The organism is Rhodovastum atsumiense, from assembly GCF_937425535.1.
Lineage (GTDB): Bacteria > Pseudomonadota > Alphaproteobacteria > Acetobacterales > Acetobacteraceae > Rhodovastum > Rhodovastum atsumiense.
The window spans coordinates 6325794-6343943 of the sequence record NZ_OW485601.1 but is presented as its reverse complement, the minus strand read 5'-3'; the positions used below and the strand labels follow the sequence as shown (position 1 = coordinate 6343943).

Genomic DNA, 18150 nt, shown 5'->3' with positions numbered 1-18150 from the left:
GGCTTACGGACATAGCCGCGGAAGGGGCACCGTGCTGGACCACGGGCTCGATCACCCCAGGGCAAGGCGGGCTCCCTTCCGCTCCCGAGCGCGTTACCCTACGCGCTCGGGTGCCTGTTGAGATACAAGGGCAGCGCCCTGGCCTTGCCTTTTCTAAAGCCGCCCCGCCGCATCGGTCGCCACCGCGGTCTCGCGCAGGGGCGTGCCGATGCCGCCGCCGAACCACGATGCGACCGCGCCGAGCAGCAGTGCCACGAAGCCGAACAGTCCGGCGGTGGCTATGCCCTTGCGGGTTGCCTCGGCGGCTGCGGCGGCGCGTTGCTTCGCCTGTTCCAGGGTCTGCTGGTACTGCTGTGTTGCCTGGTTGATGCGGGTGCGTGCCTCGTCGGGGCTGATATTGGCGGCGCGGGCGAGGCTGTCCACCGCGCGGTCGCGGGCCGTGTCGGCCGCCTGCTGGTCGCCGTTCACGCTGGCGCGGACATAGGCGAGCACGCTGTCCTGGACGTTCTGTGTTTCGTTCGGGTTCACCAGTTGCCGCACCCGGTTTTCCAGGGCGTTGCCGTCGGTGTTCTGGGTGATGCCGGTGACGGCCGAGGCCGCGGTGCGGCCGGCCCCGCCCAGGGCGTTGCCAAGCGCGTTCAGCGTGCCGCCGAGCATGGCGCCCACGGTGGAGGTGAGCAGCCAGAACACGATGAAGGTGGTGGTGCACCAGGTCACCAGGCCGTGCCAGCGGGCGGTGTTGGCCCGGGCGGCCCCGCAGAGCCGCCCGGCGACGATGCCGCCGGCGAAGGAGGCGATGATGCCCGAGATCGTCCACCAGATGCCGGCGGTGATGGAGAAGGTGCTGGCGGTCGGGTTATCGGCGGCGTTGGCGGCATCGAGCGACCAGGCGCCGATGCCGATGCCGAGCAGGTTCAGCAATATCTGCACGACCAGGGCGGCCACCACGCCGGCGAGGATGGCGCCCCAGGAAACCCGGTTGAGCAGGAAGGTGCGGCGATCGTCCGGCACGATCGTCTCTTGGGCGTAGGTGCCGGCATAGGCCGGATCATGTTGAACAGCCATGGCATGTCCTTTGTGTTCAGGGGGGCAACACTTGGTCGCAAGAACGCACCCGCGGGCACGGGGCGGTGCCGGGCGCGGGCAACCCATCGTGAACGCCCCCGAACGCCCGCCTGGGACGGCAGTTGCGGTGCTGCCGGGCGGCGGCATACTGTTGTGTTGCTTTGATCACAGAGCGGGCGGGAAGGCCCGGGCCCCCGGCCTTGCCGGGGGGCGAACCCGGCGCATATGCGCAGCGCCATGTTCCCCGACCCGCGTCTGCGTCCCGTCTATATCGGCAGCGAGATCTACCGGAACTCCACCTACGGCCCGAAGCATCCGCTCGCGGTGCCGCGGGTGTCGACCTGCACCGACCTGATCCGGGCGATGGGCTGGCTGCCGCCTGCGGCGTACGTGGAAGCGCCGATGGCCAGCGAGGCGGAGCTGGCCCGCTTCCACGACCCTGGTTATCTCGCCGCGCTGCGGCGCGCCGAGGCGACCCAGTCCGTCTCCGAGGCGGACCGGGCGCGCTATCGCATCGGCGCCGACGGCAACCCGGTGTACCGGGAGATCTGGCGCCGGCCGGCGACCTCGGCGGGGGGCGCGATGCTGGCGGCGCGGCTGACCGGGGCGGGCGGGGTAGTGCATTGTCCGGGCGGCGGCACCCATCATGGCCGTCCCGACCGCGCGGCGGGGTTTTGCTACCTGAACGATCCGGCGCTGCTGATGCTGGAATGGCTGGGCCAGGGGCTGGAGCGCATCGTCTACCTGGACATCGACGCGCATCACGGCGATGGCGTGCAGGACGCCTTCCATGCCGATGCACGGGTGTTCACCCTGTCCATCCACGAGGCGGAACGGTGGCCGCATACCGGTGCCGCCACCGACCGGGCCGGCGGCATGGCGCGCAACCTGCCGGTGCCGCGCGGCTGCAACGACAGCGAGTTTCGTTACCTGATGCAGCAGGCGGTGCTGCCGCTGATCCGCGCCTTCCGTCCGCAGGCGATCTTGCTGCAATCGGGGGCCGACGGGCTGGAGGAAGACCCGCTGGCACGTCTGTCCTTGTCCAACAACACGCATTTCGAGGTGGTTGCCGCGCTGCGCGGGCTGGCGCCGCGGCTGGTGGTGGTGGGCGGGGGCGGCTACAACCCCTATACCGTCGGGCGGTGCTGGGCGGGGATCTGGGCGGTGCTCAACGGCATCGCCATCCCCGCGCGCATGACGCCTCCGGCCGAGGCGGTGCTGCGTGGGCTGGCCTACAACCGGGCCGCCGGCCGCAACCCGCCGGAGCACTGGTTCACCACCCTGCGCGATGCCCCGCGCGAAGGGCCCGTCCGTGACGAGATCCGCCGGCTCGCCGGACTCGCGCTGAAGGAGACCTTGCCTGCATGAATCGCCGTGTCCTGCTCGCCGCGCTGCTGTCCACCCCCGGGCTTGCCGGGGCGGTCCGCGCCCAGGCTTTCCGCGAGCCGACCGGGCCGCAGCCGGAGCTGCCCAAGGAAAAGCTGGTGATCGTGACGCATGACGGAAAGCGTCATGACTTCAGCGTGGAGATGGCGACCACGCCGCAGCAGCAGATGGTCGGGCTGATGTTCCGCCCCTCCGTGCCCGCCGATGGCGGCATGCTGTTCGACTGGGAAGTGCCGCGCGAGAGCCAGATGTGGATGCGCAACACGGTGGCCAGCCTCGACATGCTGTTCATCGCCGCGGACGGCACGATTCGCCGCATCGCCGAGCGCACGGTGCCGTACAGCCTGGCCGTGATCGACGGCGGGAAGGTGCGGGCCACGCTGGAACTGGCCGCGGGCACTGCCGAGCGGCTGGATATCCGGGTCGGCGACCGGGTGCTGCAACGCATCTTCGGCAACGCCCTCTGATCCGATCAGGGCGGGCTTGCGTTCCGCGCTCCGGTTCCATAGCTTCCCGCCCGGAGTCGGGGCGTAGCTCAGCCTGGTAGAGCACAGCGTTTGGGACGCTGGGGCCGGAGGTTCGAATCCTCTCGCCCCGACCATTCCGGTCATGCGCATCGCCTGAAGACGGAATCGCCCGCGCCCGCCGCCCGTTCTGTCATGGGAATGCGCTTGCGCCGGTGTGCGCCCGCGCCGCAATGCTCGCGTTGATCATGGCCGCGGGGATGCGATACGCGGCCGCCGCAAGGCCGCCACCCGGCCTCAGCAAGGGGGATCATACGTGGACGATCTGACCGACCGGCTCGCGCCGATGACCGCGGATCCCGGCCTCAGCCTGGAACAGGCCGGGCAGGACGGCGTCCGCATCGCCGCCGACGACCCCGAGCGGTTCATCAACCGCGAGCTGTCCTGGCTGGATTTCAACCGCCGGGTCGTCGAGGAAGCCGAGAACACCCGCCATCCGCTGCTGGAGCGGCTGCGGTTCCTGTCCATCAGTGCCTCCAACCTGGACGAATTCTATTCGGTGCGCGTGGCCGGGCTGATCGGCCAGGCGAAGGCCAAGGTGCGGCGGACCTCACCGGACGGCCGCACGGCGGCGCAGCAACTGGTGGCGATCCGGGCGCGGGCCACGGCGCTGCTCGGTGAGCAACAGCGCGTCTGGGACGAGCTGCGCGGCCTGCTGGCGGGGGCGGGGATCCAGATCTGCCGCAGCGCCGACCTGACGGATGCCGAGCTGGCCTGGCTCGACAGCGTGTTCATGGAGCGGATCTTCCCGGCGCTGACGCCGCTGGCGATCGATCCGGCGCACCCGTTCCCGTTCATCCCCAACATGGGGCTGGTGATGGCGCTGCTGCTGCGCGAGCATGGCGGGCACGACATGAGCGCGCTGCTGCCGCTGCCCGCGCGGGTCGAGCGTTTCGTCCGCCTGCCGGCCGCCGGCGTGGACGGGCCGATCCGCTTCGTCATGCTGGAGGATGTGGTCAGGCAGTTCCTCGACCGCCTGTTCCCTGGCTTCCGGCTGAAGGGCAGCGGCCTGTTCCGGCTGATCCGCGACACCGATGTCGAGTTCGAGGAAGAAGCCGAGGACCTGGTGCGGTCCTATGAAACCGCGCTGAAGCAGCGCCGGCGCGGCGTGGTGATCCATCTCGACCTCGATGCCGGGATGCCGGAGAAGCTCGCATCCCTGGTGGCCGACGAGCTGGACGCCGCGCCGGACGAGATCCATCGCGAGAGCGGCATGCTGGCCGTGGTCGATCTCAAGCAATTGATCGTGGACGACCGGCCGGACCTGCTGTTCGCACCCTATACGCCGCGCTTCCCCGAGCGCATCCGGGATTTCGGCGGCGATTGCTTCGCGGCGATCCGCGCCAAGGACATCATCGTCCACCACCCCTTCGAGAGCTTCGACGTGGTGGTGCAGTTCCTGCGCCAGGCGGCGCAGGACCCGAACGTGGTAGCGGTGAAGCAGACGCTGTACCGCACCAGCCGCGACAGCCCGATCGTCAAGGCGCTGATCGAGGCGGCCGAGGCCGGCAAGTCGGTCACCGCCATGGTGGAGCTGCGCGCGCGCTTCGACGAAGAGGCCAATATCCGGCTGGCGCGCTCGCTGGAAGCGGCGGGGGTGCAGGTCGTGTTCGGCTTCACCCAGCTCAAGACCCACGCCAAACTCAGCCTGGTGGTGCGGCGCGAGGGCGGCACCATGCGCGCCTACGCGCATTTCGGCACCGGCAACTACCACCCGATCACCGCGCGCATCTACACCGACCTGTCGTTCTTCACCTCCGACCCCGACCTGACGCGGGACGCGGCGCGGCTGTTCAACTACATGACCGGTTATGCAAGGCCGGAGCGGATGGACGCGGTGGCGTTCAGCCCGCTGACCACGCGCCCGACGCTGCTGGAGCTGATCGACCGCGAAATCGCCTTCGCCAACGAAGGGCGGCCGGCGACGATCTGGTTCAAGGTCAATTCGCTGGTCGACGTCACCCTGATCGACGCGCTTTATCGTGCCTCGCAGGCGGGCGTGAAGGTGATGGGGGTGGTGCGCGGCATCTGCTGCCTGCGCCCGGGCGTGCCAGGGTTGTCGGAGAACATCCGCATCAAGTCGATCGTCGGCCGCTTCCTGGAGCACAGCCGCATCTGCGTCTTTGGCGAAGGCCACCCACTGCCGGGCCGACAGGCGCGGGTCTATATCAGCTCGGCCGACTGGATGGAGCGCAACCTGGACTGGCGGGTCGAGACGCTGGTGCCGATCCGCAATCCCACCGTGCACGCCCAGGTGCTCGACCAGATCATGGTCACCAATCTCAAGGACAGCCTGCAATCCTGGGAACTCGGCCCGGATGGAGTCTGGACGCGGCTGGTGCCCGGATCGAAGCCGGTCTCGGCGCATGACTACTTCATGACCAACCCCTCGCTCTCCGGTCGCGGCTCGGCGGCCAAGCGCGCCGGCGCGACAACGGTGCAGGTGGCGGTGCGGCGCCACGATCGCGTCAGCCAGGACTGATAACGGACAGGAACCGCCATCCCGGACATGCGTCTATGGCCAAAGCTGTTTTGGCCGGGCTGTCGAGGGCTGGCAAACGACAGGACGTTGCCCTGGACCCATGGGGTCCAGGGCAACGTCTTATCCTGGCTTGCGATCAGAAAGGGTTAGTGATGATCCCAGCGCCTCCATCCCCACCAAGGCCAATGGCCGCCATGGTGACCGCCATGATGGTGGCCACCATGGTGACCTCCATGATAACCGCCATGGCCTTCATGGCCACCGTTGCCAGCGGAAACCATGTCCAATTCGAGTTCGCTGAGCTCGGCCATCTGCCCAAACTCAGTATTAACTGAAGATTTTTCAGTATTATTCATGGATTCCCCTTTTCTGCTATTTTAGTTGTGTCATAGGCGACGTTATATGGTGCGCCTTGTATGGTTTGGACACACGCATATGCCGGAGCTGTACACCCATGCATGGGATGTGCTCCGGATTAAACAGAATCACGATTCATATTTTGTGTCTATGCACATAAAATATTTTGCAATTCAATTTGAATAAAGTATCACGTTACAGGGTAAATTAATAATAAAGGTAGCTATAATCTGGATTAACAAATTATGACATTAGACCGAAGGGTACACGGCTTGGGGTACCCTCCCAAATGAGAATACATCATTGAGTATACTCACAATGTTACAGGACCGTTGTATCGTTAACGGCCCTGGACCAGGGCGGGACAACCGAGGTTGACGGCTGCGGCCGGACTCAGGCTCCGACCAGCCTGGCGCCGAGCCTACATGCCCGTGGCGTCCGGCCGGGCAGGGGGCAGGGCGGCGGCGAGCAGCGCTCGCCCGGCGCGTTCCAGCGCCGTGGCGGCCTCCGCATGGCCCAGATAGGGCACGGCGGCAAAGGCGCCCTCCACCAGCAGCATCAGCCCGTCGCCGACTGCCTCGGGCTCGGCCGCGCCAGCCTCGGCGCAAAGATGGCGCAGGAATTCCCGCGTGGCCTGCTTCTTCGCATCGGCCACCTTGCGGGCCGGGTGCTCGGGATCGGGGAACTCGGCGATCGCCAGCCCCATCGGGCAGCCACGGAAGCCCGGCTGGCGCAACGCCTCCGCCGCCCTGTGCAGGCAGGCAGCCGGGCGGTCCCGCACCGGCACCGCCTTCAGCGCTTCTTCCGACCAGCAGGAATCGACCTCGCTGGCCTCGCGCAGGATCGCCTCCACCAGCGCGTCCTTCGAGGGATAGGCGCGATAGAGGCTCATCTTGGTAGTGCCGGCGACGCGGCACACCTCGTCGACCCCGGTGGCATGGAAGCCCTGTCGGTAGAACAGCTCCTTCGCGGCTTCACGAACCCGCTGCGCGGCGGGGCGCGGATCACGGGGGTGGCAACCGGAAGCATCTTTCACCGTCAGTCTCCTCTGTTCGCGTCGTTTCCCGGCGGCGAGGCAGCACGACGCGCCTTGAAAACGCGGGCTGCCCCTTGAAATGAGACAGACCGGTTCGTATCAATAGGACGAACCGGTCGGTATCATCCGGCCCAGGAGATAGGCGATGCAGCCCCCCTTCCGCAAGTCCCTGGCTCTGCTGACTTTGCTTCTTGCAACATCCGCGCTTCCGGCTGCCGCCCAATCCCCGCCGCCCGCCGTCACCGTCGCCCCGCCCGAGCGCCGCAACGTGACCGAATGGGACGAACACCTCGCCCGGCTGGAGCCCTCCGCCCGGGTGGAACTGCGCGCCCGTGTCTCCGGGCAGGTGGAGCAGGTGCATTTCCGCGACGGCCAGGTGGTCCGGGCCGGCGAGTTGCTGTTCACCCTCGACCGCCGCCCCTTCGAGATCGCCGTGGCCGCCGCGAAGGCGGAGGTCGCCAGCGCCCAGGCCAAGCTCGACCATGCCGGGCAGGAGCTGGAACGCACCCTGCCGCTGGTGCGCGACCGGGTCGCGCCGGTGGCGCAGTTGGATGCGCGCCGCGCCACGCTGCGCGATGCCACCGCCGCCCTGGACGCTGCCCGCGCCCGGCAGCGCAACGCCGAGCTGGAACTGAGCTGGACCGAGATCCGCGCGCCCAATGCCGGCCGCGTCTCCGATCGCCGGGTCGATCCCGGCAACCAGGTGCAGCAGAACAGCACGCTGCTGACCACCATCGTCACGCTCGACCCGATCTACGCCGTGTTCGACATGAGCGAGGCGGATTACCTGCGCCTCGCCCGCCATCTCGGCACCGCCACCCGCCCCGCCGACGGCCAGGGCGCCCCGCCGGTGGAACTGCGCCTGGCCGACGAGCAGGGCTGGGACCGTCAGGGCCGCATGGACTTCCTGGACACCACGCTGGATCCGCGCTCTGGCACGCTGCGCGCCCGCGCCCTGGTTTCCAATCCGGAGCTGTTCCTCACCCCCGGCCTGTTCGCCCGGCTGCGCCTCAGGGTCGGCGAGAGCGACGCGCTGCTGGTGCCGGAAGAAGCCGTGGCGGCCGACCAGGCGGCCCGCATCGTGCTGACCGTCGCCGCCGACGGCACCGTGGTACCGAAACCGGTTTCGCTGGGGCCGGTGGTGGACGGGCTGCGCGTGGTGCGCGAGGGGCTCTCGGCGCAGGACCGCGTGGTCGTCTCCGGGCTGCACCGCGCCCGGCCCGGCAGCAAGGTAACGGCCGAACTGGCACGGCCCGCCTCCGAGCGCCCGCAACTCGCCGAGATCCGCTGACCCAAGGCGGCAGGAGCGCCCCCCGATGCGCCTCGCGCATTTCTTCATCGACCGCCCGGTCTTCGCCGCGGTCATCTCGATCGCCATTACCCTGGTCGGCGCCATCGCCGGGCTGCGGCTGCCGATCAGCGAATATCCCGAAATCGCGCCCCCGACCGTCACCGTCACCGCGACCTATCCCGGCGCCTCGGCGCAGGTGATCTCGGAGACGGTGGCGACCCCGATCGAGCAGGAGATCAACGGCGTCGAGGGCATGCTGTATCTCAGCTCCCAGGCCACCGGCGACGGGCGGCTGACGGTGACGGTGGTGTTCCGCCAGGGCACCGATGTCGACCAGGCGCAGGTGCTGGTGCAGAACCGCGTCGCCGTCGCCCAGCCGCGCCTGCCGGAAGAGGTGCAGCGCCTCGGGCTGGTGGTGCGCAAGGCCTCGCCCGACCTGCTGATGGTCGTGCACATGGTCTCCCCCGATGGCAGCCGGACCCAGCAATACGTTTCCAACTACGCCACGCTGAACGTGCGCGACCGGCTGACCCGGCTGGAAGGGGTGGGCGACGCGCAGGTGTTCGGCGCGCGCGACTATGCCATGCGGGTCTGGCTGGATCCGGCACGGGTAGCGGCGCGCGGCCTGACCCCGGGCGAGGTGGTGACGGCACTGCGCCAGGCCAACCTGCAGGTCGCCGCCGGCGGGCTGAACAAGCCGCCGAGCGGCGTCGGGGCCGGTGCCTTCGAGGTCAACGTGCAGGCGCTCGGCCGGCTGACCACGCCCGAGCAGTTCGAGGACGTCGTGGTGGCCACCGGCGCCACCGGCGCCCCGGTGCGGCTGCGCGACGTGGCGAAAGTCGAGCTGGGCAGCCAGGACTACACGGTGAACGCCTATCTCAACAACAAGATCGCCACCGCGATCGTGATCTACCAGAGCCCCGGATCGAACGCGCTCGCCACGGCCGACGCGGTGCGCAACACCATGGCGGAGCTGTCGCATTCCTTCCCGCCCGGCCTGTCCTACAGCGTCGTCTACGATCCCACCCGCTTCATCGCCCAGTCGATGGAAGCGGTGGCCCACACCTTCGCCGAGGCGGTGGGGCTGGTGGTCGTGGTGGTGATCCTGTTCCTGCAATCCTGGCGCGCCGCCATCATCCCGCTGCTGGCGATCCCGGTTTCGGTCATCGGCACCTTCGCCGCCATGTCCGCGCTCGGGATGTCGCTGAACACGCAGTCGATGTTCGGGCTGATCCTGGCGATCGGCATCGTCGTCGACGACGCCATCGTCGTGGTCGAGAACGTCGAGCGGCACCTGGCGACCGGCATGGATCCGCGCAAGGCGGCCCGCCGCACCATGGACGAGGTCGGCTTCGCCCTGCTGGCGATCGCGCTGGTGCTGTGCGCGGTGTTCGTGCCCACCGCCTTCATCTCCGGCATCGCCGGTTCCTTCTACAGCCAGTTCGCCGTGACCATCGCGGTGGCCACGCTGCTCTCGGCGCTGGTCTCGCTGACGCTCTCGCCCGCGCTGGCGGCGCTGCTGCTGCGGCCCCACGCCCACACCCGGCCGCATGGCTGGCGCGGCTGGCTCTTCGCCCCCATCGGCCTGTTCTTCCGCGGCTTCAATCGCGTCTTCGAGGCGCTGTCGCTCGGCTATGGCGGGCTGACGCGGCGGCTGGTGCGGCTCGCGGCGGTGCTGCTGCTGCTTTATGCCGGGATGCTGGCGCTGACCGGTCAGACGGTGCGCACCACGCCCACCGGGCTGATCCCGCCGCTCGACCGCGGCTACATCATCGCCGCCTTCCAGTTGCCGCCCGGTGCCTCGCTCGCGCGCACCGATGCGGTGATCCGCCGCGCCTCGGAGACGATCATGCAGGTGCCCGGCGTCAAGGACGCCGTCGCCTTCGTCGGCTTCGACGGCGCCACCTTCACCAACGCCCCCAATACCGGCGTGGTCTTCGCCGGCCTGCAGCCTTTCGAAGTCCGCGAGCGCGAAGGCATTTCCTATGGCAGCATCATCGGCACGCTGCAGGCCCGGCTGAGCACGGACCGGGAGGCGATGGCGCTGGTGATCCCGCCGCCCTCCGTGCCCGGCATCGGCACCGGCGGCGGCTTCAAGCTATATGTGCAGGACCGCAGCGGTCGCGGGCCGCGCGAGCTGGAGCGGGCGACCGGCCAGATCGTCGCCGCCGCCAACCAGTTGCCCGAAATCGCCATGGCCTTCACCCTGTTCAACACCGCGACGCCGACGCTGCGCGCCGAAGTGGACCGCACCAAGGCCGAGATGCTGGGCGTGCCGCTCGCCCGCGTTTCCGAGACGCTGTCGATCTATCTCGGCTCGGTCTTCGTCAACGACTTCAATTTGCTCGGCCGCACCTGGCGGGTCACCGCCCAGGCCGAGGAAGGCCAGCGCCTGACCCCGCGCGACGCCGCGCTGCTGCGCACCCGCAACACTGACGGCGTGATGGTGCCGATCGGGGCGCTGGCCAGCTTCCGCGACGACAGCGGCCCCTGGCGGGTGCCGCGCTACAACCTGTATCCGGCGGCGGAGGTGCAGGGCGCGGCGAAGCCGGGTGTCTCCACTGGGCAGGCGATCGCTGCCATGCAGGCGCTGCTCGCCGAGCGCCTGCCGGACGGGTTCGGCTATGAATGGACCGAGATCGCGCTGCAGGAAACCACGCAGGGCAACACCGCCCCGATCGCCTTCGGCCTCGCTGTGGTGTTCGTCTTCCTGCTGCTGGCGGCGCTGTATGAATCCTGGCTGCTGCCGCTGGCGGTGGTGCTGATCGCGCCGCTCTCGGTGCTGGCGGCCCTCAGCGGGGTGCTGCTGCGCGGGCTCGACAACAACGTGCTGGTGCAGGTCGGGCTGGTGGTGCTGATCGGGCTGGCGGCGAAGAACGCGATCCTGATCGTCGAATTCGCCCGCGCCGCCGAAGCCGAAGGCATGACACGCTGGCAGGCGGCGGAGGCGGCGGCGCGCACGCGGCTGCGGCCGATCCTGATGACCTCGCTGGCCTTCATCCTCGGCGTGCTGCCGCTCGCGGTCGCGACCGGCGCGGGGGCGGAGATGCGGCAGAGCCTGGGCACCGCCGTGTTCGCCGGCATGCTCGGGGTGACCGGGTTCGGGCTGGTGTTCACGCCGGTGTTCTACGTGATCGCCAGTTCACTCGGCCAGCGGCGGCGGAAGCCGGAACCGACCCGGGAACTTGCCCGGAGCTGAGCATGCACGATGGGGCCGGCAGCGGCGACGCTGCCGGCCTTCAGCGCCGCACGGCCTGTATGTTGCCGCGTCTCGGTTCAGCCGTTGCAATCAGCCGCCGGCGCAGTGGCATGTGCGACCCCTTCGCGGGCATGGTCGGGGCTGAAGAAACGGAAGCTGCCCTTGCCCGCCGTCTTGGCCTGGTACATGGCGATATCAGCGCTTCTGAGCAACGAGGCAACGTCCTCGCCGTCATCGGGACAGACGGCGATGCCGATGCTGGCGCCGATGGTCAGGTCGGGAAACTCCGCGGCGAAGCCTTGCCGGAGGTCCTGCAGGATCCGATGGCACATCCCGGACAGGTCGGTCCCGGTCACTTCCAGGGCGGTCACGACCGCGAACTCGTCGCCGCCGAGGCGGGCCACGGTATCGCTGCTGCGGGTGATGGCAAGGAGCCGGTCGGCGACCAGTTTCAGCAGGCGGTCACCCATGTCATGGCCCTGGCTGTCATTGACGGTCTTGAAGTTGTCGAGGTCAATGAACAGCACGCCGACCCGGTGCCGGCTTCCCCGCGCCGTGGCGATGGCCTGTTCCAGGCGTTCGTTGAACAGGCCGCGATTCGCCAGCCCGGTCAGGCCATCATGCTGTGCCTGGAAACGCGCTTCCTCCGCCCGACGGCGCTCCCGGTCGTGCGCAAGCATCTGGGCGTGATGATGGGCAGAGAGAAGCAGGGTCGATCGTGCAATGCCATGGCTGAGCGGAATCGCCAGGGCAATGCCGGCCCCCAGCAGCAGCAGGGCGACGGCGCCGCTCATCAGCAGCGACCAGCGCGTCTCCGCGGTGAGCATGGCGGTGGGAATGCCGACGACCACGGACCAGCCGGACACCTCAGAGCGGCTGAACGCCATCGTTGTCAATTCGCCTTCGAAGGCGTCGATCACCAGGATCCCGCTGGTGACCTGCGACATGCGCTGGTTCAGCCGCGAGGCGGGGCGCCCGACGAATACCTCCGGGTTGCGCGTACGGACCGCGATGATGCCGGTGTTGTCGATGATCAGCCCCAGCCATTCGGGTGGCAGGTTCTGGTGCGTCAGCACCGCGCCCAGGCGGCGGGCCGGGATGGTCATGGCGAGGTCGTAGATGACCTGGTCGTTGCGGATCACCGGCACATCGATGCTGATCAGGTGGCGCCCCGTCACGGCCCCGCTGAACATGGGGGTGATCAGCGGCTGACGAGTCTCGAAGACCTGGCGGACGATTTCCGGTACGCCGCGTCGAGGCAGCCGGTCGCCGAAGGGACGAAAGGAATTGACCACCTGCTGTGAATTGGCGTCGCTGAGGATGATGTCGGCGTCGTCATAATCCCGCAGCACCTCGCGGGCCTGGGCATGAAAGGCGGCGAGGTCGCCGCTGGTCAGGTGGGGCGACAAGGCCAGGGTCCGGATCGTCGCCTGGATGCCGGCGAGTTCCTGATCGAGATTGAGGCTGAGGGCACGCACGAAGGAAACGAGGTGCTGCTCGATCGCCTGGCGCTTGGTTTCGTAGGAATGATGGAGGAGGAGCATGCCGGCCAGTCCGGCCGGAACGAGGCAGGTGATGACCAGCCAGATCACCCGGATCCGGATCGATCGCGTCAGGGCATGGACCGCCCGAGCCCTGGAACTGGTTGCCCTCGCGACCTGGGCGTCGGCACAGAGAGCGGACTCATGTTCCATGGGCCTGTGCCGTATTATTTCGATATTTCAATTATATCTGATAGGTATTCATTTATTCCCATGTGTAACAGAAGCATAGCCGCTCAGGGTAAAGCAACCTGAAGTTGCTTTTTGGCGGACGCTCTGCCCGGTTTCTGCGTTTCTGGCCCACGCCAAACGTGGGTTCCAAGGGCTTTACCCTTGGCGGAGGTGCAGGAGGCAGAGCCTCCTGCCGGGGCACGGGGCAGCGCCCCGTCACTCAGACCGAGAAATACTTGGCCCGCGGGTTGAGAACGACGATGGCGCTGGTGGATTGTTCCGGATGCAGCTGGAACTCGTCGGAGAGGTTGACGCCGATCCGTTCCGCCCCCAGCAGTGGCAGCAGCTTGCCCTGGTCCTCCAGGTTCGGGCAGGCCGGGTAACCGAAGGAGTAGCGGCTGCCACGATAGCCCTGGCCGAGCATCTTCTCGATCTCGCGGTCGTCCTCGCCGGCGAAGCCCAGGTCCGCGCGGATGCGCTTGTGGGTGTATTCCGCCATCGCCTCGGCCATCTCCACCGAAAGCCCGTGCAGATAGAGGTAATCCTGGTAGCGGTTCTCCTCGAACCAGGAACGGGCGGTTTCGGAGGCCTTCTGGCCGACGGTGACCACCTGCAGGCCGATCACGTCGCGTTCAGGGGCGTCCACGTCACGGAAGAAATCGGCGATGCATTCGCCGTCCTCGCGCGGCTGGCGGGGCAGGGTGAAGCGCGCGAGTTCGGTGGTGCCGTCCTCGGCGAACAGGATCAGGTCGTTGCCCTGGCCGGCCGCCTTCCAGTAGCCGTAGATCGCCTGTGGCTTCAGGATTTCCTGCTCTTCGCAAAGCGTGAGCATGCGGCGCATCACCGGCCGCAGCTCCTGCTTGGCCCAGCCGAGGAAGTCCTCGAGGCTGCGGCCCTGTTTGCGGAAGCCCCACTGGAATTGATAGAGGCTGCGCTCGTTGATGAAGGGGACGATTGCCTTGGGCGGTGCCTCGATCACGCGTGCCCCCCAGAAGGGTGGCACGGGAACCGGCACGTCGGCGGTGAGGCGGTGGCGGCGGAGCGCGACGGTGGAGACATCGACGGGCCGGAACGCCTGTGCGTTCGCCTGCCCGAGCTTGCGCGCGGTGTTGCGGGCGCGGCCCGAGCGGCGGGCCTTCATGGCGGCGAGGTAGTCATCGAAGCCCTGGCCCATCACCTTGTCCATCAGGTGCAGGCCGTCGAAGGCGTCCTTGGCATAGGCGACGCGGCCGGAACCGTAGGCGCGCACGCAGTCATCCTCGACATAGGCGCGGGTCAGTGCCGCGCCGCCGAGGATCACCGGAACCTCGACGCCCTGGCGGGTCATTTCCTCGAGGTTCTCGCGCATCACCACGGTCGATTTCACCAGCAGGCCGGACATGCCGATGGCGTGGGCGTTATGCTCGCGGGCGGCGGCGACCATGTCGGCCACCGGCACCTTGATGCCCAGGTTGACCACGCGGTAGCCGTTGTTGGAAAGGATGATGTCGACCAGGTTCTTGCCGATGTCGTGCACGTCGCCCTTCACGGTGGCAAGCACGATGGTGCCCTTCTGCTGGCCTTCGAGCTTCTCCATGTGCGGCTGCAGGTGCGCGACCGCGGCCTTCATGGTTTCGGCGCTCTGCAGCACGAAGGGAAGCTGCATCTTGCCCGAGCCGAACAGCTCGCCCACCACCTTCATCCCGTCGAGCAGCAGGGTGTTGATGATGTCGAGCGGCCTGTAGGTCTGCAGGGCGATGTCGAGGTCCTCGCCGAGCCCCTTGCGGTCGCCGTCGACGATGCGTTCCTTCAGCCGTTCCTCGATGGTTTCCGCACGCTTCCTGCGGGTGGCGTCGGCGGCCTTGCGGTCGGCGAAGAGGGCCAGCAGGCGCTGCAGCGGATCGTAGCCCTCGCGGCGGCGGTCGAAGATCAGGTCCTCGGCGACCTGCACTTCCTCGGCGGCGATCTGGTGCAGCGGCCGGATCTTGGAGACATGCACGATCGCCCCGGTCATGCCCGCCTTGACGGCGTGGTCGAGGAACACCGAGTTCAGCACCGCGCGCGCCGCCGGGTTCAGCCCGAAGCTGATGTTGGACAGGCCGAGGATGATCTGGATGTCGGGGAATTTCTCGCGGATCAGCCGGATGCCTTCCAGCGTCCAGGCGCCGAGCTTGCGGTCGTCCTCGTTGCCGGTGGCGATGGTGAAGGTCAGCGGGTCGATCAGCAGGTCGGATTGCTGCAACCCGTAGCGGCCACAGGCGAACTCGACGAGGCGGGTGGCGATCTCCAGCTTGCGCTCGGGCGTCTTCGCCATGCCCTCTTCGTCGATGGTCAGCGCGATCACCGCCGCGCCGAAGCGACGCGCGAGCAACATGCGGTCGCGGGCGTGGCCTTCGCCATCCTCGAAATTGATCGAGTTGATGATGGGCTTACCGCCATGCAACTTGAGCGCGCTCTCGATCACCGGCGTCTCGGTGGAATCGATGACCAGCGGCGCGTTCACGCTGGCGGTGAAGCGGCGGATCACCTCGTCCATTTCCCCGCGCTCGTCGCGGCCGACGAAGGCGGTGCAGATGTCGAGCGCGTTGGAGCCCTCGGCGACCTGCTCGCGGCCCATGCCGACGCAGCCATCCCAGTCATGCACGGCCTGCAGCTCGCGCCATTTCTTCGAGCCGTTGGCGTTGCAGCGCTCGCCGATGGAGAAATAGGCGTTTTCCTGCCGCAGCGGCACCTGCTGGTAGAGGCTGGCGACCGAGGGCATCCACACGACCTTGCGCGCGACCGGCGCGGGGCGCGGGTTGCCGCGGCGCTTCAGCATCGCATCCAGCGCGGCGATGTGTTCGATGTTGGTGCCGCAGCAGCCGCCGATCAGGTTGACCCCGTCCTCGGTGATGAAGCGCTCCACCCAGCTTGCCATTTCGGCCGGCTGCAGCGGGTAGTGGGTGCGCCCGTCCACCAGTTCCGGCAGGCCGGCATTGGGCAGCACGCTGATCAGGCCCGGCCAGTTGGCGGCGAGCCAGCGCAGGTGCTCGGCCATTTCCTGCGGGCCGGTGGCGCAGTTCAGGCCGATCAGCGGCACATCCAGCGCCTGGATCACGGTGGCGGCGGCGGCGATGTCGGGGCCGACCAGCAGGGTGCCGGTGGTTTCCACCGTGACCTGCACGAAGATCGGCGTCTCCACCTTCGCCGCGGCGCGGGCGAGGCGGGCGCCGTTGACCGCGGCCTTGATCTGCAACGTGTCCTGGCAGGTCTCGATCAGGATGGCATCGACGCCGCCCGCGATCAGGCCACGGCACTGCTCGGCCAGCGCCGCTTCCAGCGCGTCATAGGCGATGTTGCCCAGGCTCGGCAGCTTGGTGCCCGGCCCGACGCTGCCCAGCACGTAGCGGTGCCGCCCGTCGGCGAATTCCTCCGCCGCCTCGCGGGCCAGTTCGGCGGCACGCTGGTTGATCTCGAAGGCGCGGTCGGACAGATCAAACTCGCCGAGCGTGATCGACGATGCGCCGAAGGTGTTGGTTTCCACCATGTCGGCGCCGGCGGCGAAATAGCCGCGATGGATTTCGCGCACGATGTCGGGGCGGGAGAGCACCAGCACGTCGGTGCAGTTCTCGCGGCCCCAGAAATCGCGCTCCACCTCCAGCGCCATCGCCTGCACGCGGCTGCCGGTACCGCCATCGCACAGCAGGACGCGGTCACGCAGGGCATCCAGCAGATGCGGTCGGCTCATGGGGTGGTCTCCGGAACAAGATCGTAGGTCGGGGCGGACAGGGCGGTGGAGCGGCCGGCGGGCCAGAGGCGCACTTCCAGCGGGCCGGGAACGGCGACGGGCGTGCCGGGATCGAGCCCCACGCCCCGCAGCAGGTCACACATTCGGGCGTCGCCGAAGCCGGGCCAGCGATGCGCGAGCCGGGTCATCACCTCGGTGCGCGCGTGCCCGGCGAGGTCCACCACCACCAGCCGGCCGCCCGGACGCAGCACGCGGGCGGCCTCGGCGAGGGCGGAGGCGGGATCCTCGGCGTAGTGCAGTACCATCTGCAGCACGACCAGGTCGAAGGCGGCGTCGGGCAAGGGCAGGCGGTACATATCGGCCAGCCGCACTGCGCAGTGAGTCAGTCCCGGCCGGGCCAGCCGCGCCCGCGCCAGCGCCAGCATCGCGCGGCTGGCATCCACGCCGAGCCCGGAGGCCACGCGCGGCGCCAGCACTTCCAGCAGCCGGCCGGTGCCGGTGCCGATATCGAGCACGCGGCCGAGTTCCGCCTCCGGCAGCAGCCCGAGCAGCGCCGTTTCCACCGCGGCGGCGGGCAGATCCAGCGCGCGCATCTCGTCCCAGTCGGCGCCCTTGCGACGGAAGCTCTCGGAGGCCTCGCGCGCGCGTTCGGCCAGCACGCGGGCAGCCTGGCGGCGGTCGGCGGCGAGGGTGGCGTCATCCTCGGGCAGGCGCTCCAGCACGGCGCGGGCCAGCGAGCCGCCCTGGGTGTCCGCCGGGGGCAGGGCGAACCAGACATTGGCGCCCTCGCGCTCGCGGTCGAGCAGGCCGGCATCGCCGAGCAGGCGCAGATGCCGCGACAGCCGCGGCTGCGACTGGCCGAGGATCTCGGTGAATTCCATCACGCAGAAGCTGCCCCGCGCCGCCAAAGCGAGGATGCGCAGACGGGTGGGCTCGGCGCAGGCGCGCAAGGCGGCGAGGAGATGTTCCATGGCTTGTCGGCATATAAGGATATCCTTATGTGCCGTCTATGCCCATCTTCGTTGACGCCCGTATCCCTGTCATTTTCGCTCCCGTCGCGATCGCCGGCCCGGAAGATGCCGTGCTGGTGGAAGGGGAGATCCCCGCGCCGGAAGGCGTGCCGGTGGCCCGCTTCGGGCCGCAACGCCCCGGGCACGGGATTGCCTGTGCCTGCTGCGCCCCGCGCGGGCCGGTCGCCACGGCGCTGCACCGCCTGTTCCTCGCCCGCGCCCGCGGCGAGGTGGCGATGTTCCGCCGGGTGCTGGTGCAGGCGGGGCCGGCGGGCGAGGCAACGGTGCGGGACGCGGTGGCGCAGGATGCCTTCCTGGCGGGCCGCTACCGGCTCGGGGCAGAGTCCGGGCTATGATCCGCGCAACCGGTATCAAGGCATGG

The 18150-nt window shown here is 68.6% G+C and carries 12 protein-coding genes and 1 tRNA gene; 8 read left to right on the top strand and 5 right to left on the bottom strand.

Annotated elements, in window-relative coordinates; translation table 11 throughout:
- Positions 1 to 153 precede the first annotated feature (153 nt).
- Complete coding sequence (locus NBY65_RS28525; protein ID WP_150043450.1) at positions 154 to 1065, bottom strand: PhnA-like protein; 912 nt, start codon at positions 1063 to 1065, stop codon at positions 154 to 156.
- Positions 1066 to 1302: 237 nt separating this feature from the next.
- Between NBY65_RS28525 and NBY65_RS28520 the strand changes: the two genes are divergently transcribed.
- The 5 genes from NBY65_RS28520 to NBY65_RS28500 all read left to right on the top strand — a co-directional run bounded on the left by NBY65_RS28520 (position 1303) and on the right by NBY65_RS28500 (position 5792).
- On the top strand, positions 1303 to 2433 hold the full coding sequence (locus NBY65_RS28520) for an acetoin utilization protein AcuC (protein WP_150043452.1): 1131 nt from the start codon (positions 1303 to 1305) through the stop codon (positions 2431 to 2433).
- Entirely contained in the window at positions 2430 to 2918 is a 489-nt protein-coding gene (locus tag NBY65_RS28515) for a DUF192 domain-containing protein (RefSeq protein ID WP_150043453.1), read from the top strand. Before NBY65_RS28520 ends, NBY65_RS28515 begins: the two co-directional genes overlap by 4 nt.
- A gap of 57 nt (positions 2919 to 2975) precedes the next feature.
- Positions 2976 to 3052: transfer RNA gene (locus NBY65_RS28510), tRNA-Pro, on the top strand.
- Between the two features lie 209 nt (positions 3053 to 3261).
- Entirely contained in the window at positions 3262 to 5457 is a 2196-nt protein-coding gene (locus NBY65_RS28505) for an RNA degradosome polyphosphate kinase (RefSeq protein ID WP_150043519.1), read from the top strand.
- A 194-nt stretch (positions 5458 to 5651) separates the two neighbouring features.
- Positions 5652 to 5792, top strand: a complete 141-nt coding sequence (locus NBY65_RS28500; protein WP_162530773.1) for a hypothetical protein — start codon at positions 5652 to 5654, stop codon at positions 5790 to 5792.
- 443 nt (positions 5793 to 6235) lie between these two features.
- Here the strand turns inward: NBY65_RS28500 and NBY65_RS28495 are convergent, their stop codons facing one another.
- A complete protein-coding gene (locus tag NBY65_RS28495; RefSeq protein ID WP_239002989.1) occupies positions 6236 to 6850 on the bottom strand; it encodes a TetR/AcrR family transcriptional regulator in 615 nt (204 codons plus the stop codon).
- 145 nt (positions 6851 to 6995) lie between these two features.
- Here NBY65_RS28495 and NBY65_RS28490 point away from each other — a divergent pair, with 145 nt between their 5' ends.
- Together NBY65_RS28490 and NBY65_RS28485 are read left to right on the top strand one after the other, a co-directional pair.
- Positions 6996 to 8141 (top strand): efflux RND transporter periplasmic adaptor subunit, encoded by a 1146-nt coding sequence (locus tag NBY65_RS28490; RefSeq protein ID WP_150043459.1) that lies wholly within the window; start codon positions 6996 to 6998, stop codon positions 8139 to 8141.
- A gap of 25 nt (positions 8142 to 8166) precedes the next feature.
- Positions 8167 to 11340, top strand: a complete 3174-nt coding sequence (locus NBY65_RS28485) for an efflux RND transporter permease subunit (RefSeq protein WP_150043461.1) — start codon at positions 8167 to 8169, stop codon at positions 11338 to 11340.
- A gap of 77 nt (positions 11341 to 11417) precedes the next feature.
- On the opposite strand, the gene NBY65_RS28480 is transcribed toward NBY65_RS28485, so the two are convergent.
- From NBY65_RS28480 to NBY65_RS28470, 3 genes are all read right to left on the bottom strand, one after another.
- Positions 11418 to 13034 carry a sensor domain-containing diguanylate cyclase gene (locus NBY65_RS28480; RefSeq protein ID WP_150043463.1) on the bottom strand — a complete coding sequence of 539 codons (1617 nt, stop codon included), beginning with the start codon at positions 13032 to 13034 and terminating at the stop codon, positions 11418 to 11420.
- A gap of 238 nt (positions 13035 to 13272) precedes the next feature.
- On the bottom strand, positions 13273 to 16758 hold the full coding sequence (gene metH / locus NBY65_RS28475) for a methionine synthase (protein WP_150043465.1): 3486 nt from the start codon (positions 16756 to 16758) through the stop codon (positions 13273 to 13275).
- Positions 16755 to 17729 (bottom strand): ArsR/SmtB family transcription factor, encoded by a 975-nt coding sequence (locus NBY65_RS28470; RefSeq protein ID WP_150043467.1) that lies wholly within the window; start codon positions 17727 to 17729, stop codon positions 16755 to 16757. Before NBY65_RS28470 ends, metH begins: the two co-directional genes overlap by 4 nt.
- 29 nt (positions 17730 to 17758) lie before the next feature.
- On the opposite strand from NBY65_RS28470, the gene NBY65_RS28465 reads away from it, so the two are divergent.
- Positions 17759 to 18124: a hypothetical protein gene (locus tag NBY65_RS28465; RefSeq protein ID WP_150043469.1), complete on the top strand. Its 366-nt coding sequence runs from the start codon at positions 17759 to 17761 to the stop codon at positions 18122 to 18124.
- Positions 18125 to 18150 lie beyond the last annotated feature (26 nt).

Excerpts from the sequence above, each read along its gene's own strand:
- NBY65_RS28515 (WP_150043453.1), top strand. The coding sequence starts at position 2,430 with ATGAATCGCCGTGTCCTGCTCGCCGCGCTGCTGTCCACCCCCGGGCTT.
- NBY65_RS28490 (WP_150043459.1), top strand. The coding sequence starts at position 6,996 with ATGCAGCCCCCCTTCCGCAAGTCCCTGGCTCTGCTGACTTTGCTTCTT.
- NBY65_RS28485 (WP_150043461.1), top strand. The coding sequence starts at position 8,167 with ATGCGCCTCGCGCATTTCTTCATCGACCGCCCGGTCTTCGCCGCGGTC.
- metH (WP_150043465.1), bottom strand. The coding sequence starts at position 16,758 with ATGAGCCGACCGCATCTGCTGGATGCCCTGCGTGACCGCGTCCTGCTG.
- NBY65_RS28505 (WP_150043519.1), top strand. The coding sequence starts at position 3,262 with ATGACCGCGGATCCCGGCCTCAGCCTGGAACAGGCCGGGCAGGACGGC.
- NBY65_RS28500 (WP_162530773.1), top strand. The coding sequence starts at position 5,652 with ATGGTGACCGCCATGATGGTGGCCACCATGGTGACCTCCATGATAACC.
- NBY65_RS28480 (WP_150043463.1), bottom strand. The coding sequence starts at position 13,034 with ATGGAACATGAGTCCGCTCTCTGTGCCGACGCCCAGGTCGCGAGGGCA.
- NBY65_RS28470 (WP_150043467.1), bottom strand. The coding sequence starts at position 17,729 with ATGGAACATCTCCTCGCCGCCTTGCGCGCCTGCGCCGAGCCCACCCGT.
- NBY65_RS28520 (WP_150043452.1), top strand. The coding sequence starts at position 1,303 with ATGTTCCCCGACCCGCGTCTGCGTCCCGTCTATATCGGCAGCGAGATC.
- NBY65_RS28525 (WP_150043450.1), bottom strand. The coding sequence starts at position 1,065 with ATGGCTGTTCAACATGATCCGGCCTATGCCGGCACCTACGCCCAAGAG.